This is a genomic window from Gemmatimonadota bacterium, from assembly GCA_040388535.1.
Taxonomy (GTDB): domain Bacteria; phylum Gemmatimonadota; class Gemmatimonadetes; order Gemmatimonadales; family GWC2-71-9; genus Palsa-1233.
In genome coordinates this window covers 1,197,292-1,221,561 of sequence record JAZKBR010000002.1, presented here as the reverse complement: position 1 = coordinate 1,221,561, position 24,270 = coordinate 1,197,292, and the positions used below count along the sequence as shown (strand labels likewise).

The 24,270-nt window shown below is 65.6% G+C and carries 22 protein-coding genes; 5 read left to right on the top strand and 17 right to left on the bottom strand.

The window, feature by feature from the left end:
- Positions 1-3: 3 nt before the first annotated feature.
- Positions 4-990 (top strand): cytochrome D1 domain-containing protein, encoded by a 987-nt coding sequence (locus V4558_08985; protein ID MES2305630.1) that lies wholly within the window; start codon positions 4-6, stop codon positions 988-990.
- Positions 987-1,595 carry a hypothetical protein gene (locus V4558_08980; GenBank protein ID MES2305629.1) on the top strand — a complete coding sequence of 203 codons (609 nt, stop codon included), beginning with the start codon at positions 987-989 and terminating at the stop codon, positions 1,593-1,595. The genes V4558_08985 and V4558_08980 overlap by 4 nt, the downstream gene beginning before the upstream one ends.
- On the opposite strand, the gene V4558_08975 is transcribed toward V4558_08980, so the two are convergent.
- Positions 1,592-2,386 (bottom strand): hypothetical protein, encoded by a 795-nt coding sequence (locus tag V4558_08975; GenBank protein MES2305628.1) that lies wholly within the window; start codon positions 2,384-2,386, stop codon positions 1,592-1,594. The two genes, V4558_08980 and V4558_08975, sit on opposite strands and share 4 nt — an antisense overlap.
- Before the next feature lie 201 nt (positions 2,387-2,587).
- Between V4558_08975 and V4558_08970 the strand changes: the two genes are divergently transcribed.
- On the top strand, positions 2,588-4,144 hold the full coding sequence (locus tag V4558_08970) for a M48 family metallopeptidase (GenBank protein MES2305627.1): 1,557 nt from the start codon (positions 2,588-2,590) through the stop codon (positions 4,142-4,144).
- Here V4558_08970 and V4558_08965 read toward each other — a convergent pair.
- Both V4558_08965 and V4558_08960 read right to left on the bottom strand, forming a co-directional pair.
- Complete coding sequence (locus V4558_08965) at positions 4,141-5,691, bottom strand: peptidase (GenBank protein MES2305626.1); 1,551 nt, start codon at positions 5,689-5,691, stop codon at positions 4,141-4,143. The genes V4558_08970 and V4558_08965 overlap by 4 nt on opposite strands.
- Before the next feature lie 82 nt (positions 5,692-5,773).
- Positions 5,774-6,175: a hypothetical protein gene (locus V4558_08960; GenBank protein ID MES2305625.1), complete on the bottom strand. Its 402-nt coding sequence runs from the start codon at positions 6,173-6,175 to the stop codon at positions 5,774-5,776.
- A 96-nt stretch (positions 6,176-6,271) separates the two neighbouring features.
- Here V4558_08960 and V4558_08955 point away from each other — a divergent pair, with 96 nt between their 5' ends.
- Entirely contained in the window at positions 6,272-7,309 is a 1,038-nt protein-coding gene (locus V4558_08955; protein MES2305624.1) for a hypothetical protein, read from the top strand.
- 33 nt (positions 7,310-7,342) lie between these two features.
- On the opposite strand, the gene V4558_08950 is transcribed toward V4558_08955, so the two are convergent.
- The 14 genes from V4558_08950 to V4558_08885 all read right to left on the bottom strand — a co-directional run bounded on the left by V4558_08950 (position 7,343) and on the right by V4558_08885 (position 23,357).
- On the bottom strand, positions 7,343-8,413 hold the full coding sequence (locus tag V4558_08950) for a hypothetical protein (GenBank protein MES2305623.1): 1,071 nt from the start codon (positions 8,411-8,413) through the stop codon (positions 7,343-7,345).
- Positions 8,413-10,713, bottom strand: coding sequence for a hypothetical protein (locus tag V4558_08945; GenBank protein MES2305622.1), 2,301 nt, complete (start codon positions 10,711-10,713; stop codon positions 8,413-8,415). The genes V4558_08950 and V4558_08945 overlap by 1 nt, the downstream gene beginning before the upstream one ends.
- Positions 10,714-10,809: 96 nt before the next feature.
- On the bottom strand, positions 10,810-13,122 hold the full coding sequence (locus V4558_08940) for a hypothetical protein (GenBank protein MES2305621.1): 2,313 nt from the start codon (positions 13,120-13,122) through the stop codon (positions 10,810-10,812).
- Positions 13,123-13,128: 6 nt separating this feature from the next.
- Entirely contained in the window at positions 13,129-13,566 is a 438-nt protein-coding gene (locus V4558_08935; GenBank protein ID MES2305620.1) for a type II toxin-antitoxin system VapC family toxin, read from the bottom strand.
- A gap of 6 nt (positions 13,567-13,572) precedes the next feature.
- A complete protein-coding gene (locus V4558_08930) occupies positions 13,573-13,803 on the bottom strand; it encodes a hypothetical protein (GenBank protein ID MES2305619.1) in 231 nt (76 codons plus the stop codon).
- Positions 13,804-13,856: 53 nt separating this feature from the next.
- A complete protein-coding gene (locus V4558_08925; protein MES2305618.1) occupies positions 13,857-14,204 on the bottom strand; it encodes a BrnA antitoxin family protein in 348 nt (115 codons plus the stop codon).
- Positions 14,164-14,457: a BrnT family toxin gene (locus tag V4558_08920; GenBank protein ID MES2305617.1), complete on the bottom strand. Its 294-nt coding sequence runs from the start codon at positions 14,455-14,457 to the stop codon at positions 14,164-14,166. Before V4558_08920 ends, V4558_08925 begins: the two co-directional genes overlap by 41 nt.
- A 95-nt stretch (positions 14,458-14,552) precedes the next feature.
- Positions 14,553-15,626, bottom strand: coding sequence for a hypothetical protein (locus tag V4558_08915; GenBank protein MES2305616.1), 1,074 nt, complete (start codon positions 15,624-15,626; stop codon positions 14,553-14,555).
- Positions 15,627-15,649: 23 nt separating this feature from the next.
- Positions 15,650-16,495 carry a hypothetical protein gene (locus V4558_08910; GenBank protein ID MES2305615.1) on the bottom strand — a complete coding sequence of 282 codons (846 nt, stop codon included), beginning with the start codon at positions 16,493-16,495 and terminating at the stop codon, positions 15,650-15,652.
- A 145-nt stretch (positions 16,496-16,640) separates the two neighbouring features.
- Positions 16,641-17,858 (bottom strand): hypothetical protein, encoded by a 1,218-nt coding sequence (locus V4558_08905; GenBank protein ID MES2305614.1) that lies wholly within the window; start codon positions 17,856-17,858, stop codon positions 16,641-16,643.
- 28 nt (positions 17,859-17,886) lie between these two features.
- On the bottom strand, positions 17,887-19,041 hold the full coding sequence (locus tag V4558_08900; GenBank protein ID MES2305613.1) for a hypothetical protein: 1,155 nt from the start codon (positions 19,039-19,041) through the stop codon (positions 17,887-17,889).
- A gap of 115 nt (positions 19,042-19,156) precedes the next feature.
- On the bottom strand, positions 19,157-20,173 hold the full coding sequence (locus V4558_08895; protein MES2305612.1) for a 6-bladed beta-propeller: 1,017 nt from the start codon (positions 20,171-20,173) through the stop codon (positions 19,157-19,159).
- A gap of 3 nt (positions 20,174-20,176) precedes the next feature.
- Complete coding sequence (locus V4558_08890) at positions 20,177-21,253, bottom strand: hypothetical protein (protein MES2305611.1); 1,077 nt, start codon at positions 21,251-21,253, stop codon at positions 20,177-20,179.
- A gap of 199 nt (positions 21,254-21,452) precedes the next feature.
- Positions 21,453-23,357, bottom strand: a complete 1,905-nt coding sequence (locus tag V4558_08885; protein ID MES2305610.1) for a hypothetical protein — start codon at positions 23,355-23,357, stop codon at positions 21,453-21,455.
- A 435-nt stretch (positions 23,358-23,792) separates the two neighbouring features.
- Here V4558_08885 and V4558_08880 point away from each other — a divergent pair, with 435 nt between their 5' ends.
- On the top strand, positions 23,793-24,230 hold the full coding sequence (locus V4558_08880) for a PH domain-containing protein (GenBank protein ID MES2305609.1): 438 nt from the start codon (positions 23,793-23,795) through the stop codon (positions 24,228-24,230).
- Positions 24,231-24,270 lie beyond the last annotated feature (40 nt).

Here is a 24,270-nt window from a genome sequence, read left to right as displayed (position 1 = left end):
CACGTGCGATTCCGACTCGCCGCCCTGGGGCTCATCGTCACCCTCCCGCTGGGCGCGCAGACGCTGGTCATTTCGAACATGAACAACACCACGGCACAGCTGATCGACATCGCGCGCGGTGCCGTCGTTGCAACGCTGCCCACCACGTCGGTGCCGCACGAGGTCGCCGTGTCGCCCAACGGCAAGTGGGCCGTGGTCACCGACTACGGCGCGCAACAACCGGGGAGTACGGTCACCCTCATCGATGTTGCCACGGCGAAGGTCGCGAAGACGATCTCCTTCGCACCGTATCAGCGACCGCACGGCGCCGTCTTCCTCAACGACAACAAGACGCTGGTGCTCACGGCCGAGCGCGACTCGCTGCTGGTGCTGATGGATGTCGAAGCCGGCAAGATCATCGCGACCAGGCGCACCGGTCAGCGGGTGGGCCATATGGTGGCGATTCCGCGCGACCAGCGCACGGCCTATGTCGCCAACATCACCGCCGGCACGCTCTCGATTGTCGACCTCGCGGGAACTGCCGACCCCGTGGTGATCAAGGTCGGCACGCAAACCGAAGGCATCGGTGTTTCGCCGGATGGTCGCTCCGTCTGGATGGGAAGCAACAACACCGGCAAGGTTTACATCGTCGATGCCGTGCTGCGAAAGGTCGTCGACTCGGTGCAGACCTCGGGCACGCCGTACCGGATCGCGTTCACCCCCGATGGCAAGCTGGCGATCGTGACCAACCCCGAGCAGGACGAGATTCACCTCTATGATGTTGCCTCGCACGCGGAACGCGCCAAAGTGAAAATCACCTCTCCCGATGGCAAACCGGTGGGGCCACAGGGAATCATCATCTCACCCGACGGCAGCCGCGCCTGGATCACGATGGGCACCGCCAATTACGTTGCCGAATACCTGGTGCCGGAACTGCGCAGCGTGCGGCAGTGGGATGTGGCGGCCGGCCCCGATGGCATCGCGTGGTCTTCACAGCAGGCCCGGCCATGAACCGGGCACTCTGCTGCACATTGCTGCTGGCTGTGGTTGGAGCGCCCACGCTCTGCGCGCAGCAGAAGGCAACGCTGATCACCGAGGCGACCTACGGTACCCGGATGAGCGGCGGCCCCGACAACATCAACAGTTACGATGGCCCTGCCCGCTTCAATGTCTCGGCCGCGATCGGATCGCTCGGCCACATCACGCCGCGGTTCGATTTCGGTCCCATCCTGACCGTTGGCGTCTGGGATGATTTCTATCTCGCCGCCGGGCCACGGATGCGTTTCCACGCCTCGCCAAAAGTGGCGGTCGACGTGACGCCGCAGTACATCCTGACCCGCAGCAACCCCGGCTCCGGGCACGCGCTGCTCGATGCCGCGGTGATGTACCGGGATCAGATCGGCTTCGCCGTGCAGATGGGAACCTTCAGTCAGTACCGTTATGGCCCGACCCCGGGTGGCGAGATCGACTACCAGCAATTCCAGAAGGAGGGCGTCTTCGCCGGCTTCCGCATGGGCGGGAAACCCGGCCGCTACGGCATCCTTGCCGACGCCGTGGCGCTGGCCTCTACCCTGGCGCTCTTCGTCGCTGTCTGCAGCAATCGCGGCTGTGACTAACGCACCAGCTCGAGCATCCCGCGCGCCGCGCCGAGGTAGCGGCCTGATGCCGTGCTCACGGTGATATCGACGCGGTAACGTGACCCAGTGAAGCGCGAGACGTCGATGTCGCGTTGCACGGCGGTAATTCCCTGCGCCACATTCGGCGTGCTGAAGGTGAAGGTGATCAGCTGATCGTCCTGCGATTCATTCTCCACCACGCGCGTCACGGTGAGTCGGGTCCGCAGGTCGCGCAACGGCTGGGCACTCCGCATCTGATAGAAGAGCTGGATCCGTTCGGTCGCAACGATCATCGCCTGCGGCGCCATCGCGATCGTGTCCGGCCCCACCATCCAGCGCGGCCCCTGCCCCGCGACGCCCACGATCAGGTCCGATAGCGCGAACGCACCCTCGCCCAGTCGGGCGAGCCGGAAGGTCGCCAGACTCTCGCGAAAGGGCCGGTTCTCTCGCGCCACGACCCGCCAGAAATCGGGCTCGGCCGGAATCGGTCCGGCCACCACCCCCGTGGCGATCCCGGGCCGACCGCTGACCGCGAGTTCCAGGTGTGCCGGTGTCTCGCGTGCCGGCCGCGCATTGCTCTCGGGGCGGAGTTCGACCTCGAGGCGAGCGGTGTCGCGCGTGCTGTAGGTGCCGACGTTGACCTGGAACGGCGCCACGGCGAGCTGCTCTCCCGTGCCGGGGTCCCAGATCCGGTGAACTCGCGCCATCACCCGGGCCTCGTGCGGGTAGGAGCGTGCGGGCACGATCGGCTGTTCCTTCAGGATCTGGGCCAGCAATAGCAGCACGATCATCTCGACTCCAGGGGAAGTCGTAGACCAGAAGATTGGTACCGCGCTCCCTGAGAGTACAACGCTCCTTGAAACGCGCAACCGCCACTGTACCAGCCCCCCGCCGCGGATCGTCTCCCGAACGTTGCAGACCCGCGCGCTCCGTGCGCACCAACCGGTGGCCCATCCGGCCACCGTGAAGTCCATACATAGGAGGAGGTCTCGATGTCCCGCTCACTCGTCACCCTGCCGATGGCGCTTGCCGCTGCGGCACTCTTCGCCGCCGTGCCTGCGCAATCGCTTTCCGCGCAAGTCAACGCCCGCCAGGCCTCACCCGGCTTCAACCTCTTTTCGGTGAATCAGGATGTCGAGATGGGGCGCACCTCGGCCATCGAGGCCGAAAAGCAGCTCAAACTCGCCAATGATCCGGCCGCAAACCGTTACCTCACCGCCATCGTGCAGCGCCTCGCCGCGGTCGCTCCTGGCGCCAAGTTCCCCTACACCGTCAAGCTCGTGGTGGCCCCCGAGATCAACGCCTTTTCGCTCCCGGGCGGGCCGATGTACGTGAACACCGGCCTCCTCGCGGCCGCACGGAATGAATCCGAGCTCGCCGGAGTGCTGGCCCACGAGATGGCGCATGTGGCACTTCGCCACGGCACCAACCAGGCCTCGACCGCCTATCTCGCCAAGGGCGGGGTGAGCATCCTCGGTGGCCTCCTCGGCAAGAGCTCCGGCAATACCTCCGCCATCGTGAACACCATTGGCGGCCTCGGCCTCAACACCGCCTTCCTCTCCTTCAGCCGCAGCGCGGAGAGTCAGGCCGACGCGACTGGCGCCGACATGATGGCGCGCGCCGGGTACAATCCGGTGGCGATGGCAGACTTCTTTGACGTCTTGCGGGCCGAACAGGGGCGCGATCCGAGCAAGCTGGAACAGTTCTTCTCCGATCACCCGGGCGCAGCAGAACGGTCGACGAAGATCCGCGCGCTCGCACAGGGTGCCACGGTGCGCAACGTGGCCGATGTCGGTGGCTTCGCGACCATCCGCTCGCGGGCCGCGCAGGGGCTCACCACCTCGACGGCGTCGGGCTATCCCGGTCGCCTCAATCCACCGGTGGACGAACCCGGCAACTATGGCTCGCCGACTGCCGTCTCGGTGGCGGCCCCATCGACGCGCCTCGTGCGCTATCGCCAGCCGAGTGGCTTCATCCAGATCAACATGCCGTCCAACTGGCAAGTCGCGCAGAGCAGCGGCACCGCCGTGGTTGCCGGGCCTGCCGGCGGCATCGTCGCGACGAACGATGGCGTGCAGCACATCGTCTACGGCGTGATCCTCAATCACTATGCGCCGTTTGCAGGGACCTCCGCAACGGTGAATCGCTACGCGCCCTTCGAGGGGAGCACCGGCGCCGGGCGCACCCTGGCCGACGCGACCGACGACCTCGTCAACACCATCATCCGCGCCAACAGCTACCTGCACGCCGAGCCGAATTCGGCACGCGCCGAAACGATCTCGGGAGCGGCAGGATATTCGGTGATGTTGAGCGGGACCTCGCCGATCACGGGCGAACTGGAGCAGGCCACGCTCTTCACGCGCGGCCTCCCCGATGGGCACGTGGTCTACGGGCTGTCGATCGTGCCGGCCTCGCGAGCCAATGAAATGGATCCCGCGATGATTCGGCTGATGCGGAGTCTCGTCGTGAGCGACGCCGCCGGCCATCGTGCCGATGCGGCGCAGACCAACCTTCGTGGCCTGCGCCTCGGCGCGCGCAAGCGGCCCTAGGCCGCGAGCTTCCCTCCCTTGCCGAGCCAGGCGGCGCGCAGCTTCGCCTGGTCCGGCGTAGGGTTGGGGTTCATTTCGAAGCGCAGCGGTGCTCCCTTCTCGTCCTCGACGAGGGTGATGCCGAGCAGATCGTAGTACTCCTTGACCGGCAGGTGCTGCGCGCTGCGCACATAGCGCTGAAGGAAGTCGGCGACTTCGGGGCCGGCGTGCTGGGCGATCACGTCGAAGAGTGAGTCGTCGGTAAACGCCCGCTTCTTGCCATAGATTTTCGACAGATCCTGGATCAGGTCGCGCAGCCCGTGCTCGCCGTGCGAGAGCTGCAGCAGCTTGATGTCGAGCAGGCCCGCGACGACAGCCCCCCGCATATAGATGTTGCCATACTGCCGCTGACCGGAGTCAGAGTAAGACGTGACTGCGAGTTCCGTGAGCGACCAGGTCGAGTCGTAGGCGGCGCGGTCGTTCTTCATCTTTCCCACCACGGTCGCGAGATATTCATCGGCCGTCTTGAGCCCCGACTCGAGATGCATCTTCTGCGCGGCCCACTCGGTCGACCCCTCATAGAGCCAGAGATGCTGCGATGGCACCGGGGTCTCGAAGTTGAAGTGCTCGATGATCTCCGAGTGGAGATTGAGTGGCGTCACGACGTGGAAGAACTCGTGTGCCGCGATGTCGGAGATCCGCTTGCCGTAGGCAGGCGTGTAGTCCGCCTCCTGCAAGGCGTACTCGGAGCCGTAGGAGTGCTCCCAAGCGCCCTCACCGCGCTCTTCGAAGGTGTAGAGGAAGGTGTAGCGATCGACCGGGAGCTTGCCGAGAAAGGCGCCGGCGGCATTGAGCATGGTCCGCATTGCCTGGCTCAATTGAGTCGCGGTGATCTTGTCGTGCGTGGAATAGACTGCGATGTCGACCGGTACGCCCGTGACCAGCATCCGCGCAGTCGAGAGTCGACCGGCGAGAATCGGCGAGTCGACCAGCTGGTCGTAGTCATCGGCGAGGTATTGCCCGGCAGAAAGGCGGAGCGAGGTGCTCACCTTCCAGTCGCGCGGCGCGAGCAGCTTCACCGAGATCGGCACCGCCTGCATTCCGTGTGGCATCACGAAGAGCGCCTGGCCATTCATCAACGAGTGATCGGCGCTCAGCGACGAGCCGCACATCCGGTAGACGCGGTGTTCGGCGATGTGGGTGGTCCAGGTCGGTTCGATGGTGTAGCGCACTTCGCGGACGCGCTCGGGCGACGAGAGCTTCCATTGGTTGGTCGAGATATGACTCGTCGAGAGCTCGCGGCCCGCGGCATCGTAAGCGTGGAACTCGTGGACGAAGCGCCCGATGTCCATCACCTGATAGGTGCCGGGCGCGGTGGCAGCGAACTGGAAGACGTCGTTCGCCGCCGTGAGCTTGTCGACGCGCAGAGACACCTTGAAGAGGGTGTCGGCGCGATCGTTGAGGTTCACGGTGAAGCGGAGCCTGGCCGGTGCGGGCGCGGCGTGGGCTGCCGTGGCGATAAGCAGCAGCGGGAGAGCGGCGCGCGCGAGGAAGCGGAGAGTTGTCATCCCGAAAATTGCCCCGGCGCGGCAACCCGGGTCTAGAACGACTTTGGAGCGGGGCAAGGCAATTTCGCGCACAAATCAGGCGCTATTCGTCTCGTTTGGCGCGGCGGCGGGCGCGAATGGCGCGGGCCCGGCCGGAGAGGAACTCGAAGCCGATCCAGCCGACCGATTCGGCGAGGCCGGTGCTGAGCACGTTGTCGGAGTGGCGCGGGCCGGTGTAGTCGATGACCCCGACGCCGAGCCAGAGGACGGCGCTCGCGCAGACGAAGAGGATGCGGTCGCGGCGGCGGTCGGGGGCGGACTTCCAGACATCGAAGAGGGCCGAGGCGCTGCCGACGAAGAAGGAGACGGCGAAGAGGGGGAGGCCGGTGAGTTGGTCGTTGTCGGCATCGAGCAGACTGGTCATCGCGGCGTTCACGATCCAGAAGATCACGACGTAGACGAAGACGAGGATCGGGAATGGTCCTTTGGGCTGCTCGTCTTTCACGACGTCACGCTCGGGTCTCCGTGGGGGGTGGTCCGGCTCTTGAGAAAGGTAGCTGGGCGGTAGATTCCGGCATCCTTGCTCACCCCCGGAGCCTGCGTGCCCCGTTGCCTTCCTTTCCTGATCATTGCTGCTGCGGCGTGTGCTGGCATTCCTGCACCGCAACCCGCGGCCAAGGAAGTGTCGCTCGAAATCATTGCGACCGCCGTGGGGGACTCGGTCGATGGCAGCCAGCCATTTCTGGTTGCTCCAGCGCCGAATCGTGGCTTTTACCTCAGCGCACAGGCCCTCTCGGGGCTGGTAGAGCAGCTCGACTCGCTCGGTCGCTTCGTCCGGGTGATCGGCCGCATTGGCGATGGACCGGGCGAGATGCGGGAGCCTGGAGGGCTGATTGCCGAGAGCGGTCGTCTCTTCATCACAGACCGATTCGGAAAGTGGCATACCTTCGACTCGACCGGTCGCTTCCTGCGCGATATCCCCAGCACCATCTCTGGCGTGCGCAACGCGATTCTCCTTCGGGGCGATACCCTGGTCGTGACGCAGCGGATTGGCGACCCGACGCAGCAGGGAAAACCGCTCCACCTGATTGCCCCAGATGGCCGCATCGTCCGCTCGTTCGGGGAGGCCCCGGCATCCGAGGCGCCCAACCACTTTGCGTCATTCTTTCGGGAACTGGCGCGCGAGAGTGATACCAGCTTCTGGGTCGCGCGGAGCGACCGTTACGAGATCGAACTGCGATCGACCAGCGGCGCGCTTCTACGCCGTTTTGCACTGCAGCGTGTGTGGTTTCCACCCCTTGATCACGATCCCGAGAGCATCGACCGCGAGCGCCCGGCGACGACGATTCTCGCGATCCACCGCGACCCGCACGGGCATTTGCTGGTCATCATGCGGCGGGCCAGGGTCGACTGGAAGCCCAATCCAGCACCCGACCGCAAGTTGATGGCTCCTGCCGACGGAATGAAATACATCTCTGAGACCATCGAGATCCTCGATCCCGGCACTGGCGCACTGCTCGGCAGCGTCGAGGAACGCGACTTCCCGATCATGGGCTACCTCGGCGACGATCGACTGATCGGCATTCGGGAGGATGCGCTGGGGAGGCAGGTGCCGGTGATTGTGCGACTGAAGCACTAAGCGATAGAGGATTCGAACCTCGGCTTCCGGGGCCTACCGTACACGATACCGCCCCACACCCTGCATCCCCTCGCGTGCGCTGCCGAGCCACTCGTAGAGCGCGAAGAGTTCGTCGCCCTGGATCAACAGCCGCTGGATCTTGCCTGGCAGACGCACCGTGCTGAGATATTTCCCGGCGGCGTTGAAGACGTCGACCTCGCTACTGTCGTTACGGATGCGCGTGGTGCCAACCCACACGCGCGATTGCGCATCCTCTGCCATGGCACCCACCACCATCGCGGCCTTGGGGCGCCTGAGCATCTGGTCGAAGATCTGCCGGACACTCTTCTTCACTTCCGGGGTGACATTCGCCGTATTGCGCGTGAACTGCGCCTCGATCGCCTCCTTCTCCTGCGCGTTCGGCAACTCCGGTGGCAGTTCCGGTCGGCCGAACTGGCGCTGCTTGACTCCCTTGGCATCGGCGACGAATACCACGTACTCGCGCTGCGCCGGAATGAACCAGCCACCGGCGCGTCGCGGCACGATGGACTTGGCCCACGGCCCGTTCTGGACCGCCGGGTCGACGAAGCGCTTGAGCGAATCGACGTCACTCGGCGAAAAGCGACGAGTCACCACCTTGGTGCGCAGCGAGATGGCGACGAGATCCGAGGCCGTGGCTGCCGGCAGGGTGAGTGCGAGGACCGAATCGCGTGGCGTGCCGAGTAGGGCGAGGACGGGAGTGTGCGGAACGGTGGCCGTCACGCGCCATCCAGACGAGAGCAGCGCGAAGCGGGCGTTGCCCGCGTCGTACACGATTGCCCCACCATCAGACGCCGCGACCATCGACGTCACCAGCCGGAATTCTGAGGGCCCAGAGCCTTCGCGCCCCACGGAGCGGAACGCGCCGTTGCGCGGGTCGATGCAGGTAAGTGAGTGAGCGTCGGAGTTGTAGAGGATGAGGCAGCCAGCACGATCAATCGCGAGCCCGCCATCGGCGCGGTAGTCCAGGGCCTGAAGCATCGGCGTGACGGGAAGTGGCTCGAGGCGTGGCAGCGATTGCGCGCCGAGTTCGATGGTGCCCAGAACGCAGAGCGCTGCGGCGATGCGAAGGGGCGCAGCGACCACTACTTCACCACCGCCAACACCGTCATCGCAAAGGCACTTTCACCGGCGCCCGCGATCGCGACCTTCACGCGATAGCGCCCTGGATCAAGGCTCTTCAACCCCACGCTCCGCTGGATCTCGACCAGCCCGTCGCGCGCCGTCTGCGGAAAGGAAATCGCGAGCCGCGGCTTCTTCCCAACCGCATCGTCGGCGCGGAAGACCTCGAAGGTGAGCACGTAGTCCTGGCCCGGCTTCATGCCGCTGAGCTGGCCGTAGAGTTCGGCCTCGCCGCCGTTGCGGAACGCATTCATCGGATTGAGTGGCACCAGACTGCTCCCCGAGTTCCACTGCGTTCTGCTACCGGCGACCCCCAGCACAACATCGCTGATCGCGAGCCCTCCCTTACTCCCCTTCACCACGACCCTACCGAGTCGCGCGACGGCGCCACGGCCATCCTCCTGCGAGATCAGCAGCGAGCCGGTGTAGTCGCCGGGCTCGATCGTCAATTCGAGCATCCCGCTGAGAAACTCTCCCTCCTTGAGCGGGTGTGGCGTCGCGAAGTTGCGGATCGTATCCATCACGAACCGCCGGCCATCGCCGTGGCGCGCGGCACTGGCCACGAGATGCACCGCATACCCGGTGCGACCACCTGCCTCGGCGAGGGCCACGCTCGATAATTGCTCCCCCGGCAGGGCAAAGACCAGGAGCATCCGTGGGGTACCGTCGACGGCCTGTCGAACCGAGAGGATCTGCACCGTCGGCGTCACGGCCCGCGTGAACCGCCGCGCGAAGCGATCGGTCGAAGTCGCCGTGTCGATGCTCGCCTTGCCACGCGTCGCAGCGGCGACAACGCTGATATTGCTGGTCGTGCCCGCGGCGCCCGCCAGCATCCTGCGCTGAGGCGACGGCGTCCTACCTCCATAGGTCGCAAGCGTCGTGACGCGCGGGTCCGCCGAAAACGGGCAAGTAGCTGGGTCGAGCTGACAGAGTTGCCCACGCTCCTGGGGGTAGCTCGTGAGGATCTGCGGTGTCAGTGCGCTCGCGCCGGCCTGACCGTCGAAGTCCTCCTCCTTGAAGTAAAGCACCAGCGGCGTGCCGCCGTCACGCTCATAGCTCCACCCTTCAATGGCTTGCCCGCCCACCGTCCGAGCGAAATGATCCGGTGGACCCTGTCGGATATACACGAAACCGCGGTCATCGAAGACGATCGTGCTGCTCTTGAACTGCCGCAGGTTGCCTGCGCCGCCGTACATCCGTTTGAGCTGCTGGGCATCAGCAATCGCCGCCGCCGCGGGATCGTCACCCGTCGCGAATTCGGTGCTACGGACTTCGGCATCGAGATCGATGTAGTCGCCCGCCATCGAGCTCCGCGAGATCCTGTGCTTGCCCGTGCGTGGCAGTTCGAGGGTGTAGCTCTTCATGGCATACTCAAACCGCCGGTAGTGCTCCACCAGCCTCGCCCCATCCTGCTGTCCATCGCTCACATCGCGAGTGCCCCAGAACCCCGTGAGCCATTCCGGACGCGCGCTCGCCAGAAGCGAATCCCACTCCACCATCTCCGCCGGCGTGGCGACCCATTTGAGTTCCTGGCGGTAGGCCGCGCGCGACGCACTCGCGCTGTCGCGCGTGCCACGAATCAGGAGCTGTCGCCCCTCGGTGGGATCCTTTGCGGCATAGCGTGCCCGCGCAAGCGAGAGGAGCACCAGCCCGCTGTCGATATCACTGCGCCGCAATGCGTCGCGCAGGAACGCCGTGGCCGAGTCGGGATCGCCACCGGTGAGCTCAACTTGCGCGGCACCATACGCACCCGTTCCCGACAACTTCGGACGTACCCGTCGCAGCATCGCCACCCGCTCGGCCAGTCGCGACGCGCCTTCCCGCGGAATCGAGATCAGCGCGAGTGCCTCGGCAGCAGGGAGATAGTTGATGTCGAGGGTCAGCGCGCGGACGAGGGCGTACCCCGCCCCGGCCTCGAAACTGACGCCGAGCGGCTGCAAGGCGCCTTCGTGCGCGATGAGCTTCGCGCGCGCCGCCTGCACCCGGGCGAGGCCGAGGCCGTACCATGCGAGCGGCCAGGTGGGGTCATCCAGGACGGCACGCTCGAAGATGGCCATCGCCTTCGAGGCGTCGCCGGAATTGCCAGTAGCTGCGGCGCGCTGCACGGCGACGAGCCCGGAACACAGTCGCTTGAGCGAGCCGGTGCCAGTGGTACACGGCTGGGCGCTGGTGGTGGCGGAGTCGAGCCACGCCCGCTGCGCCGGCGACTGCGCGCTCGCGGCGGAGGTGATGAAGAGGAGAGCGATGGCCAGCGGTGGACGCATCGTGGGTCCGGTCGGGGGTCCGAACTGCCGGGAAGCCAGCGTCCTGAATCTACTGCGACCCGGCCATCGCGACAGTCAAGCCGGGCCTCAGCGCAGCTATTTCACCACCGTCAGCACCGTCATCGCAAAGGCACTTTCACCGGCACCCGCAATCGCGACCTTCACGCGATAGCGCCCGGGATCGAGGCTCTTGAGCCCGACGCTCCGCTGGATCTCGACCAGCCCGTCGCGCGCCGTCTGTGGAAAGGAAATCGCGAGCCGCGGCTTCTTCCCAACCGCATCGTCGGCGCGGAAGACCTCGAAGGTGAGTACGTAGTCCTGGCCCGACTTCATCCCGCTGAGCTGGCCGTAAAGTTCGGCCTCGCCGCCACTGCTGAACGCATTCATCGGATTGAGCGAAACCTCGCTGCTCCCGGAGTTCCAGTGGGTCTTGCTGCCGGCCACGCCAAGCACCACATCGCTGATCGCCAGTTGCTGCCTGCTGCCGATCACCGTGATCCGGCCGAGCCGTGCCACGGCTCCACGGCCATCCTGCTGCGAGATCAGCAGCGAGCCGGTGTAGTCGCCCGGTTCGATCGGCAATTCGAGCATTCCGCTCAGGAATTCGCCCGCCTTGAGCGGGTGTGGCGTCGCGAAGTTGCGGATTGTATCCATCACGAAGCGCCGGCCATCGCCATGACGTGCTGCGCTCACCACGAAGTGCACCGGATAGCCGGTGCGACCGCCCGCTTCGGCGAGCGCAAGCGAGGCGAGCTGATCGCCGGGGATGGCAAAGACCACGAGCAGACGCGGGGTCCCCTCGACTGCCTGGCGCACCGAGAGAAGTTGCACGACTGGCTCGACCTGGTGGGGAAATTTCCGCGCAAAGCGATCGGTCGTTGTCACCGTATCGATGTTGGCCTTCCCCCGCGTCGCCGCGGCGGCGACTCGCGCGGTGCTCGTGGTGCGTGCGGCCCCGGCCAGCAGGCGCGACTGCGGCGAGCCGCTTCGCGGCGACGCAACATCGCGCCCGGTCGCCAGTGTGGTGACGCGCGGATCCGCCGAAAAGGTGCAGTCGCCCGGCTCAAGCTGGCAGAGTTGGTCGCGTTCCTGGGGATACGAACTCAGGATTTCCGGCGTCAGCGTCGACGCGCCGGCCTGCCCATCGAAGTCTTCTTCCTTGAAATAGAGGACGAGTGGTGTGCCGCCGTCGCGATCGTAGCGCCACCCCTCGATCGCCTTGCCGCCCACCGTGCGCGCGAACTGGTCGGGCGGTCCCTGACGGATATAGACGACACCACGGTCGTCGAAGACCACCGTGAGACTGCGGAACTGTGCCAGCCCGGCCCCCGTTCCCGAGAAGCGCTTGCTCGCCGCCATTTCGGTGATCCCGGCCTCGGCCGCCGACGTGTCGGCGTCGTGCCCCACGTCGCGCACCACGGCATCGAGGTCGATATAGTCCCCCGCCATCGAGCTACGCGAGATCTGATGCTTGCCGGTCCGCGGCAACTGGAGCGTGTAATTCTTCATCGCGTATTCAAAGCGCCGGTAATGCTCGATCAGCCGCGCGCCGTCCTCATGGCCATCGCTCACATCGCGCGTATTCCAGAACGCCGTGAGCCAGTCGGCCCGCGCGGCCGATGGCAGTGAATCCCACTCCCGCAGTTCGGTCGGCGTCGCGACCCAGCTGAGTTCCTGGGCGTATGCCGCGCGCGAAGCACTTGCACTGTCGCGCGCCCCGCGAATGAGCATCTTACGCCCATCGACCGGATCCTTCGCGGCATAGCGCGAGCGTGCGAGCGCGAGGAGGACCACGCCACTGTCGATGTCGGTGCGCTGCAGGGCGTCGTGCAGGAAGGCGGTCGCCGAATCGGGATCGCCACCGTTGAGTTCGACCTGCGCGGCACTGTAGTCGGCAGTCCCAGTGAGTCTGGGCCGCAGTTTGCGCAGCATCGCGATCCGCTCGACCAGTCGTGACGCCCCTTCCCGTGGAATCGAGATCAGCGCGAGCGCCTCGGCCGCGGGGAGGTAGCTCACGTCGAGCGTGAGCGCGCGGATCAGGGCGAAGCCTGCCCCGGCCTCGAAGCTCATCCCGAGCGGCTGCAACGCACCTTCGTGCGCGATGAGCTTCGCGCGCGCCGCCTGCACCCGGGCGAGGCCGAGGCCGTACCAGGCGAGCGGCCAGGTGGGGTCGTCGAGGACGGCGCGTTCGAAGGTCAGCAGCGACTTCGACGCCTCGCTGGCGTCGCCAGTGGCCGCCGCGCGCCGGACGGCCGCGAGCCCACCGCAGAGTCGCTTGAGGGAACCGGTGCCGCTATTGCATTGCGGGGCGCTGGCGGTAGCCGAATCGAGCCACGCGCGCTGGGCCGGCGACTGCGCGCTGGCCGTGGCGGTGATGATGAGGAAAGCGAATCCGAAAATGCGGCGCATCAACCCTCAGCTCGGCCAGGGGGCGACGAATTTGATGGGAACGACGTCGGCGATCAGCCTGAAGTCACTGAGGTTGCTGGTCACGATGGTAGCGCCGAGTTCGCGTGCCGTCGCCGCGATGAGGAGGTCGTTCGCGAAGCTCCGCTGCGCCAAGCTCGCGGCGTACTTGCCGCTGATCCGCAGGCGCCGGTCGATGCCAGCGGCCAGCTGCCAGGTCGAGTATCCGGGAGTGTGCAGCCGCCGCCTTGTGCGAAACGGCTCGAGCAGTCCCCGGGTCAGGTCACGCAGCTTGCGCGGGGTCCGGGCCCCCACGAGCAACTCGTGGGCGACCACGGCACTGAGGAGAAGTTGCGGCAATTGCGCCCGATGGAATTCCCGAAACGACCTGCCGAAGGCCGAGTCATTGAACGCCGCGATGTAGATATTCGAATCGAGGAGCAACACCGGTGACTACAACGCGGTGTTGAAGGCGTCGAGGAAGCCACCGCGGCCCACCAGACCCTCCAGCCCCGCGTCGACCTCGGCCTGGAATCGTGCCATTTCAGCCACGGCATCGAGGGCACGACTGATGGTCTCGGTCTCGGTCGCCGCACCCAGCACACGCTTGGCCCGATCGATCTTGCGCTGATCGAGAATGACATTCTTGCGCCTGAGGCGCGGGCCCTTCGCCGGTGTGCCCATTGGTTCGTCCTCCGCTCTACATATGCTATGGCCGTCGAACGGTATTGACAAGCTTACGACTTCGCGCGCTTCTTCCGTGGCGCCGGCTTTCGTGCCGCTGGCTTGGCATGCTCCTTCATATGTGCGCGCAGCACCGCGTTCATCTTGGTCTGGTAGCGCGGACCCTGGCTGCGAAACCAGTCGAGCACGTCCTCATCCACTCGGATAGAGATCGGAAGCTTGATGACGGGCTCGACCACTCTCCCACCCACCCAGAAATCATCAGGAAGATTGGCAAGTTCCGGGGGAGAGGTACGTTCGATCTCCTCCTCGGTCATCGCGTCCATACGCGCGAAATCGGCGAAGCCCGGCCCCAGCTGGTCAGCCGTTTTCACCACCAGCCGCGTACGATTTCTTCTCACGGGGGTTACTCCTTCGGGCTGAAATGATGCGACGCTCGACGTGCTCTCCTGCTTGCATCCGATCGGTATAGCAGATGGTCAGGATCCTGCCTCGAGTTGCCCCGACCGCCACGATGCGCCGCTCACCGTAGTCGCGCCGGACATCATCCCATTCGACAGTCCGCCCGGCGAAGCTTGCGCTGGCAAAATCGAAGTCGAAGCCGCGTTCGAGGCGGGTCCTCTCACTCTTGTTGGGGTCCCAGGTGAATCGCATCGCCTACGATGCGGCTGTATATACACGCTATCACCCCTTCCCGTTCGGCACAAGCGTACCACAAAACGCGGATCGAGCGCCCGAACCGAGCTGCGCTACGGCCTGCGATACCGCTCCAGATACCAGAAGCCATCCTCGGCGGCTTCGCGCGCGACATACACCACACCCGGCCCGAAGCCGACAACCTTTGAAGCGTTCCGGAGCTTCGCCGTGCCGGTGTAGCGCGCGTTGCCGTCGAAGATGTCGTACACGGGCACCTGGTCTGACGGCGGCCGCAGTCGCTGGACCCAGACCTCGTTGCGGTCGGAGGCGATGACGTCGTCCCCACTTTCGAAGCGCGGCAGCGCAGCCGGGAAATTGCCGTCGGGAATCGGCCCGCGCTGCTCACGATAGGCGGCCTTTACCTTGTCGTCGAAGAGTACCGGCCGGAAGTCGACGGCCTGTCCGATGATTCGTGAGCCATCCGGGTGGAAGATGTCGACGCGGAACGGCAGCGGCCGGACAATCGCGACGGTCTCGTTGGGAAGCGAGACCCATTCGGTGCGGTTCGCCCAGGATCCCCCAAGAATGGAGCGCGACACTCGGCCGTCAGCTCCGGTAACCGGCGGGCCGAACGTCACCGGCACCATCGGCCAGTACCCGATGGTTTGCGGCGTGGCCGATGCGGGGAGCCCGCGCAGGATCAGCAGCGAATCGGGTCGACCCTGCGGCGGTCGCCCGGCATAGAAGAGCGTGCCATCGCGATTCATCCCGCGCACCGTCGCGAGCCCGGCGCCGTTGAGGTCGTTGCTGCTGAAGCGGGTGCCGGTCAGCGCCCCGGCAGCGCTGACGCCGAGCGCGCGCCCGAGCGCCATATCGGGGACGACGGCACCACCAGCGCCATCAGTGACCGCGCCCACGGGGGCCCGATACTCGTTCGGGCCCGCGCCCTTGTGGCCGAGGGTGACGAGCTTGTCGTTGGCAAAGTCGGCGACGATGATGGCCGGCGTCGTCATATCGGCGAAGACGAAGCGGCCATCGGCGATCTGGATCCCGTGACTCACGCTGGTGACGCCGGTGCTGATGGTGCGCTCCGGTGCGCGCGTGAAGTCGAGCGCGCGCTGGGCTGCGCAGGGGTGGGCAGTGGCGGTGATGGCGAGGGCTGCGCCAATCAAGGCGCGGTGTCGCACTAAGTTGTCCTTCATATCTTCGATTACCTCCCGGAAACCGATTTGAGACGACCCGGACGAAGGCCAAGCACGCTGGTGCCGGTGGAGTCCGCCACGAAGATCAGGCCGCCACCCGCTGCGAAGCGCTTCGTTGCGAAGGGCAAGCGATAGCTGTCGAGATAGCCGCCCGACGTCGCGCTGTAGCGGTCAATCAGGCGGTTCAGATCCGCGGTCCGCCCTGCGAAGAGCACCATCACGGTGTCGGCGGTGATCGCCGCATCGAACGTGGCCCAGTAGCTCATCTCCTTTTCATCCTTGCGAGGCCCAACGGCATAGGCGTCGAAGCTCTCGACATACCGAACGACCCTCGGTGGCCTACGCTCCGTAAGAATCGCGAAGCCGCGACCTGATGTGAGTGCCGCGATGCAGAGGGCCAGATCGGGACTGTTCCGCAGCACCACCTGATGCGACTCCCACTTCGCGCCCACGAGATCTGGCCAGATCGGGGCGCGCTTCGCGACCGGCTTTCCGGTGGAATCCATTTCGTTGAGGCTCGCTGCAAAGACGTCGGCGAGAAGTAGTCGGTCATTGCTGAGCGCGCAGAGTTGGTTCGGCTGCCCGCCCATCGCGCCGAGCGAGATGGTGCCCACGAGCTCGCCATTGCCGCTCCAGCGCGTAACGCGCCGGTCGCGGATGTCGACAACGGCGACCCCTCCGTCGCGATCCGGGGCAATCGCTGCGACGCCACCGAACTCCAGGGGCCCAGCGCCAGCGCGGCCCACCTTCCAGCGCGATGCACCCGTTGTCGCATCCAGCGCCACTATCCGCGCCTCGGCGTTGTCGAACACGTAGAGGGTGCCGCGATTGTAGGTCAGAAGACTTGGCGCCAACAGCGCGGAATCCAAGCCAGCCTTGCCGCTTTGCCAGACGGTATCCCACTGCAGGTCGACCACAACTCTTCCGGCTGGAGCTGCACTGCGACAGCCGATGGCAAGGACGCACACCACGGGAAGTACGGCCCGTAACCTTGTCCCACTAGTGAGCATCGAGCGCCGCCGGCAGCCGAAACTCAGCGAGTGCCGGCTCATCATCGGGGCCAGTGATGACTCCCCACGCGGTGTTGCCGAAGAACACCAACCGAGTGGCGCCGAGGGGAAAGCGGACGCGCCCGTAGTAGTGACCGGAGAGATCGAATGAGGCGAATTCTGGTGGTTCATCGTAGCTGACGCTGACGGACTCAACCTGGCCTCGAGCACTCTCGTGCCTGCCAAGCGCGCGGATTCCCTGCTTCACGCCTGCGGTGTGTACCGGCAGCCAGATGCGCTGCGACCAGTCGAACGCAGGCGCCCCGGCGAGGAGCTGTTTCAGCTCAGGCATGCGAGTGATCGGGCTCCGCATCCCCGGCGGCAGCCGCTGGCCGAAGTCGAGCACGAGCTGCAATTCCTGTCGCTCCTCTGGCAGAAATCGTGGCGGCGTCGCCTCGACATCGGTTCGGAGCAGGCTAGCCCTCGGTTCTAGCGCCTGTAGGGTATATCCGAGCTTGTCCGATCGGAGTGCGAGCCTCCTGCCATCGGGAATGACGGTCCAAAGCACCGACAGAGCGAACTTCGAATCAACGGCACCCGCTGTTGGCGGCGGGGCCGGGACGGTATCGAGGATCACTCCCATGCTGTCCAGCTGGAGTAGTGGCAACTGAAGAAATGAAAATTGTGCGGCGCCGCGGGTGGGCCCTGCGTGGGTGTAGAAAGTGTGGTGCGGTCCGGGAAAGATGTCGATGAGCCCGCCAATCCCACTGATGAAGAACGAGTTAATGAATCGGCCATCGGCCCGATAACGGTTGATCACGCCCTTCAACTGACGCAACAGAATGGTGCCGTCGGCCGCAATCGCGAGCCCAGGCCCGCCGCCACGATATTCACCAGGACCATCGCCCTCGCGGCCAATACGCCTGAGTGCGCTGGCACCTGGCGACAGGATACTCAGCTCGGGGCCGGTGTTGCCGTTGCCATCGAACACGGCAAGGCTGCCGTTGGGGCCGAGTGCCAGTGCGTCGATGCGGCCGAATGGAGCGCCATCGGGCCCAGCGGTGAGTGTGCGGAGTCGAGTGGCTTCGAGTATTGGAACATGAGCGGCTTTCGAGGAGGTGACGAAGGTCGTGTCTCCATGAATTCGCCGATGTTCCTGCGGCGATTGGGCTGCGAGCAACGCCGGCGTGATCGCGAGGGCAGTGCTGAGCAAGGTGGCGCGATTCACCCGGTTGCTCCTCTGCGATGAGATGTGATCATTGCAAGAGCCCACGGAGCCTGTATCGGAAGAGATTGAACCCCACATCCTCGCGACCTGCCTGGGTCCGCTCGGCCACGACACTATCGGAGAGGAATCGTGAGAGTGGCATATCCACGCGCCGCGACGCAACCAGCGCCACAGACGTGTCGGTCACACGATAGACCGCAATGATCGCATCCTGCACCAGGCGCTTGTCGTAGCCGGAAAGGAGTGGCTGTCGGGCGCCCAGTTCATCCTTCTGGCCAATGTCGGCGACCACCTTCCAGCGCGGATCGGCGACGTTGGTGATGGTCCAGAGCAGTCCAGCCCTATCACGCCACGCGCTGCTTGAGATGGCGAGCCGCAGGCCACGCACCCCGACACGTTGCAGTTCACGGAGTGGCTCGATCCCATATGGTGTGAACCACGGCGCCGGCAGCTGATAGCGTCGGAGGAGGCGGCCGTTCGTGTCCCATTCATCGATCCTGGGTGTGTTGTACCACGGCATCGCGTAGAAGTGGCCGCCGCCAGAAGCGGCGAGCGAATGGGGTGCAAAGCCATCGCCGACCGTGGCGCGGGCCTTGAGGGAGTCCCCAAAGTCGCGGCGATTCCCCAATGAATCGACATACACAAACGCTCGACCCGGCATCGACTGCTCGGTCGCCACTACGAGACCACGACCCGGCAGCGCAAGCGTCCGGAATTCTCCGAGGGGCTGGTCGAGCACTTGGGTGATCGGTGCGCCGCCCAGGAGTGGATACCAGAGGATCCGGTTGAAATCGAGCACGCCGAGGGATCCATCCGGGGCGGCGGCCACGGAGGCCGCCCAGCGGAGTTCGCCTGGTCCGTCTCCGGTGCGGCCGAGCAGTCGAACCAGATGGCCGTCCCAGCCATAGACGCCGACTCGCCCCTGTTCCGACATCGGCGCCACATAGAACAACTGATCAGCTCCCTGAACGACGCTCGTCGGGTCGCGTGGGGTGACCGAATCATCTTCGAGGCCGAGGGTCGTGAGAGAATCGAGTGCGATGACGCACTGGGGGCATGCGGGGGTGGTGTCGCGCGCGCTGATGATCTGTTCGGGGATCACGCCGCTCGACGCTGCCCCGTTCGTGGCACTGCGAGGCGCACCGGTCGAGCAACCGGTGATGGCAAGCAGGAGGGAGGCCATCGTGGCAATGCGGATAGCGATACCCTATAGCGGGGGCCGATAGGACGATCGATGAGCTGGGAAGGCGGTCGAAAAGTGCCCGTGCTATAGTGGGGGCGCAAGTCGGTCGCTGGCGCTAAGGACAACTCCCCGCAGTCGTCACCACCAGCGTGGGCTCCGGCTCCGCGAGACCGCAGAGGAGTATGCCGTCGCGAGCGGCAACGCGCCACATCCGCGTGGGAGCTGCCTTTCGCGTGAGCCGACCAGCGGGGTCGAACCAGAATTGCTGCGATGGCCCCTGCGCGGACGAATAATCGCGAGGTTGGGTACTCGCCTGCAGCGCGACACTGCCATCGGCCGCGACCTCCATCGCCGAGATGGACATCACCCCTCCGGGCCCTGCCCGTACTATGAACCGCTCGGGGCCGTCTTGCATCACCGGTATTTCGGCGAACCCCGGAACCGCTCCCCTCGCTACTTCGCTGCCGCGCTTGTCATACACGTGGAACGTGCCACTCCCCTCGGCTGCGAGCGCAACCAGCTGCTGCGCTGAGTTGCAGGCGAGTCGGCCTTCATCGAGGAGCATCATCCGGATCACGATGCTGCTGGCGCGCTTGTCAACGATGTTGGCCGGCGCGAAGCTGCGCACGATTGTGGCACCGCCATCCTGGAGTGCGAGCAGGTGAATCACCGGGGCACTTGCCGACGATGATTTCAGCACCACCAGCTGGCTCCCGAGAATACAGATCGAATGGCCGGTCAGCGGGACCGGAATCCGGTCGAGAAGGCGCGGCGGGCCTGACCGCGACAGATCGAATCGATGTACCGCTCGCTGCGCCTCGTCCATCACGAGCAGATGGTTGGCGCTATCGATCACCATTGCGACTGGTTTCCGGAACTCGCCCGGCCCATCGCCTCGTCGGCCGATGGCGAAGAGTCGCTTCCCCGCGCCCGAGTACGCCACAATCGACGCCTCGGCCACGTCGAGGTGGAAGATCCGGCCGCTGCGATCGATCGCCACCGGCCCGAGCTTCGCGGGCGAGTCATTCCCCGAAGGGGCGCCGATGCCGAAGATCACGGCCGTCGTCGGGGCGCGCTGCGCGTTGGCAGCAGTGACGAGGGTGAAGAGAATCGCGAGCAAGGACGATCGCATGCCCTACCTCCTCCCCGCCCCAACAATCCGCCACTTCACGACCACCGGCACCCCCTCTGCATCGGTGAAAGTCCCCCAGACATGATCACCGGCGAAGGTGAAGTTGAGCAGGTACGCCTGCCGCAGCGGCAGCCGCACTTCGCCGAGGTAGGCACCGCTGCGATCGAAAGCGGCGAAGACCGGCGGCACCTGGTACATCTGCCCCGGTGGTGCGGGCTGCCCCGGAAGCCCCGGCGGATGGACCATCGCACCCTTCACCGCGGTGACGTTGCGCTGGAACCAGAGGCGACCCTCAAGGTCAACGCGCATATCGGCGAAGGCGGATTTCGTCGTCGCGACTCCAGGGTTCGGTACCATCCCTTTCGTTTGCGCAGTCCAGAATGCGAGCCCCGCCTCGAGTTCGCTCCGCTCGGCCGGCAGCACTCGCGTGGCAGGGAGCGGGCGCTCCGCCGAGATCGCGGCCCGAGTGGCTCCGGGCAGCCATACGTCAAAGGCGAGACGATCAGAGAACGATCGTACGATGCGACCATCAGCCTGAGGAAGGATGAATTCCATCGGATCGAAGAGTCGTGGCGGCGCGTTCGAGCCAGTTGATCGGGGTCGTGGCAGCGTGTCGAGGACTTTGCCATCGGCGGCAACCCGCACGAATCCGTAGGCGCTCCAGTCCATCCCGACGCCGGCGCGGGGTCGCGTCACGGCCACCCTGATATAGACCGACTGCGCCGGTCCGGCGAGCAGGTACGGCGCGGGGCCCCCCAGCCCAGGCGGCAGCGGAATACTCGAGAGCACCTCGCCGTTTGCGGTCCAGCGATTCACGCGGTTGTTGCTGTAGTCGAGCATGAGCAGCGAGCCATCATCCCTGGCGGCGAGGCAGCCGGAAATTCCGCGCGCCCCAAATTCGCCGGGGCCTGCGCCCTGGCGTCCGATTGAACGGCGAAGCACTCCGTGCGAATCGAGAACACGCAGCGCCGGACCACTCAGGCCCCGGCTATCGAAGACTGCCACGCCACCATCGGGGAGAGCGGCAATGCAATCGACCGATCCGAGCTCTACTCCCGATCCTGCGCCGCCGACACGCACTTCCTCAATGGCGAGAGAGGGTGCGCCCCAACGGCCTGGGCCGGTCGATCGCACGAGAGCGGTCTCTGGCGGTTTGGATGACTGCGCGACGCCGATCGTGGGCAGACAGCTCAGGATCAAGACGCTCCACCTCAAGGTAGTGCGGAGGAAGTCACCTACTCCTTCAGGCAAGGCGGCGCGTCCATCTCGATTGCCCGGACTACTTCCGCACCGCAACCCGTCGCTCCCGAATGGTGGTCGTCGCACCATTCTTACCTGAAAGACGAAGCACCAGGCGATAGTCGCCAGCCCCGATCCTCGACAGATCGAGCGAACGCTGCAGCATCATCGTCGATGCGTTGGCGCGAAGGTCGGAAGTAATCGTGAGGCGCGGGCTCTTCGCCGTGGTATCACTGGGCCAGAGCTCGAGCCGCAAGCCGTAGTCTTCACCGGCGCGCAGGCCGCTCGCGACGACCGACAAGGTCGCCAGCTCCGTAGTGTGCCATGCGTTGGTCGGATTGAGCAGTACCGGCTGCCCTTGCCACTGCCATTCGAGCCCCCCGCCGACGCGGCCCAGGATCGGATCACCGAGTGTGAGCGCGTCGTTTGCCGTCGCGATCACGGGAACATTGCTGATCCAGGTGGTACCCCCGGTTTCACCAGCAATGTCCGCCGCCGTCACCGCGACCTGCCAGGTGCCGATTCCTGCCGGCACGATGGTGAGGAAACTCAGGAATCCCGCCACTGGCACTGGCTGCGCCAGTCGCCAATGGCGAATCGTGTCGACCGTGCCGGTAATTTCGCCACTCAGCGGGTCACCCACTATTACACGCAGCTTCAGTGATGTGGCCGCCGAGCCGGCGTCGTGCGCAGCGGCAAGACTTGCCAGCGGAACCGCCATGACCACAAGCACGCCACCGTCGGGGATGCCAAATGCCTGCACGACCGCCCGAAGCGGATGGTTGAACCGCTGCGGGTTCCCCTGCGTCACCTCGGCGTTCGTCCGCATGGCCGTGAAGTTCTGCAGGATCAGATTCGCACGTACCCGCGCATCTCCGGGGCCGGCGAGAGCACAGAGACGGGCGTCGACCTGGCAGAGCGACATCAGATCACCCATCGGGACGTTGCGCGCGAGCATCCCGAAATGAAAAGATGGCACACCAATCTTGCGCACCGCCGCTCGTGAGAAGGAGACGATACGAAGCTCCGGCCCGCCATCGCCGTTCGCACTCGCCACGCTCCAGACCAGGGACTCCTGGGCCAGCGCCGCAACGCCTGCCGAGGTAATGGTGTTCGTGGGCGCGCCATGCCGGAGCACTAGTAGCCCGCGGTCATCGATCACGCTGTTTCGCTCGAAATAGCGCGCGTCATAGACCGGTGGGGCCGTCCCTTCGTCGCGCGGAAAGAGCACGTCACCCTCGCTGCCATCCTGCGCTGCGCCACGAGGCGGTATGCCGCCCAACGCGAGGGTGCCGTCGGTGTCCCAGCGATACTGCTGCAGCGCCAGGCGCCAGCGGGAGAACTGTTCCCGCAATCTGGTGCCCGGCAGGCGGCCATCGGCGAGGTCCTCGCGGGCCCAGAACTTCCCGAGCCACGCCGCTCGCGCCGTCGGCACCAGCGCGGTCGATCGCCACTCGCGCAGCTCCGCACCCTCAGCGATCTCCTGCAGTTCCCGCCCGAACACATTGGCGTCGGCCGAGTCGCGGATGGCCGCCGCCCCGGCGTAGTAGGTCGCGCTCGCGAGCGAATCCCGACCAATGGCAAAGTGTGCCGCAGCAAGAAGGTGCAGTCGCTGCGCCTCGCCCAGGGCGCCAGGAAACGGGCGTTCGAGGAGTTTCACTGCCGCGAGTGGATCACCGGCTTCGATCTCGAGCCCGGCCACGGCGGCTGCGACAGCGCGCGGCAAATTGTTGCTGGGCACGCGCAGCTTGCGAAGCAGCTTGAGCTCCACTGCGGGTTCGGCCCAGATGCTGGGATACGGGGCGATCCTTTCCAGCTGCTCTGCGCTCCAGAGGTCGAGGGTGTCCCGCGAGAGAAGCCGGACCAGTGCCCGCACGGCACTGCTCCGCCACCGCGCTTCCTCGCGTGACGGGACGATCCCGATCGGCGAGAGCGGTGCCGCCATCGCCAAAGAGACTCGCGCAATCGCGCGGACGGAGGCGCGATCGAGTGCTCGGCCGTTGAGTTCGGTGAGCAGCGCTCTCGCTGCGCCCGCGTTCGCCTGTCGCTCGGTGATGGACGCGCCTTCGAGCTTCGTCGCGAGTGTGTTCGCGCGATCGGTGAGGTCTTGCGCGTGGAGCGGGGCCGCGAAGGCGACGGCTAACGAGGCGAGTGCTGCAAGGCAGTGATGCCGGACGTTGCTGCGAATAGCGATACCCTATAGCGGGGGCCAATAGGACGATCAGCTGTACCGGGAAGTCGAAGAAAGGTGCTCCTGGCCGGTAGCCAGCGCAAGGAGAATCGTGATGGTGAAGCCGTCCTTGCGTTCCCCCGTGCGCGCCCGGCATACTGCACAGCGCGTGGCGTGCGATGGCGACGCACTCGCCTTCCCGAGGTGTCCATGGCACAGCAGTTCAAGTCGAAGGTCGACAGCTGGTTCATCCTGCTGTTGGTTGGTGTCGCGATTATCGTGCTGGGGACGGCCGTCGTGACGCTGGCCGGTCACGCCCGGCCGTCGATCGGAAGCTGGCTGGCGATCGCGATCCCTGCACCCATCGCACTCGGACTACCGCTCTGGATGCTCCTCGGCACGTCGTATACGATCGATGGTGATACGCTGATCGTTCGCTGCGGTCCGCAGGTGCAACGGGTACCACTGCGTCTGGTGACGAAAGTCGTCGCGACCCGGTCGATCCTCTCTGCCCCCGCCCTCTCGCTCGATCGACTGGCGATCAGCTATGGCAAAGGGCAGAGTGTGGTGATCTCCCCGCGGGAGAAGAGTGCATTCCTCAAGGCGTTGGTTGCGGCCGGGGTCGCGCAGGAGGGTATCGCGGCTTGATCGGCGCGGGAAGGCCGTGGGAAGGTGACCCCGACGGGGA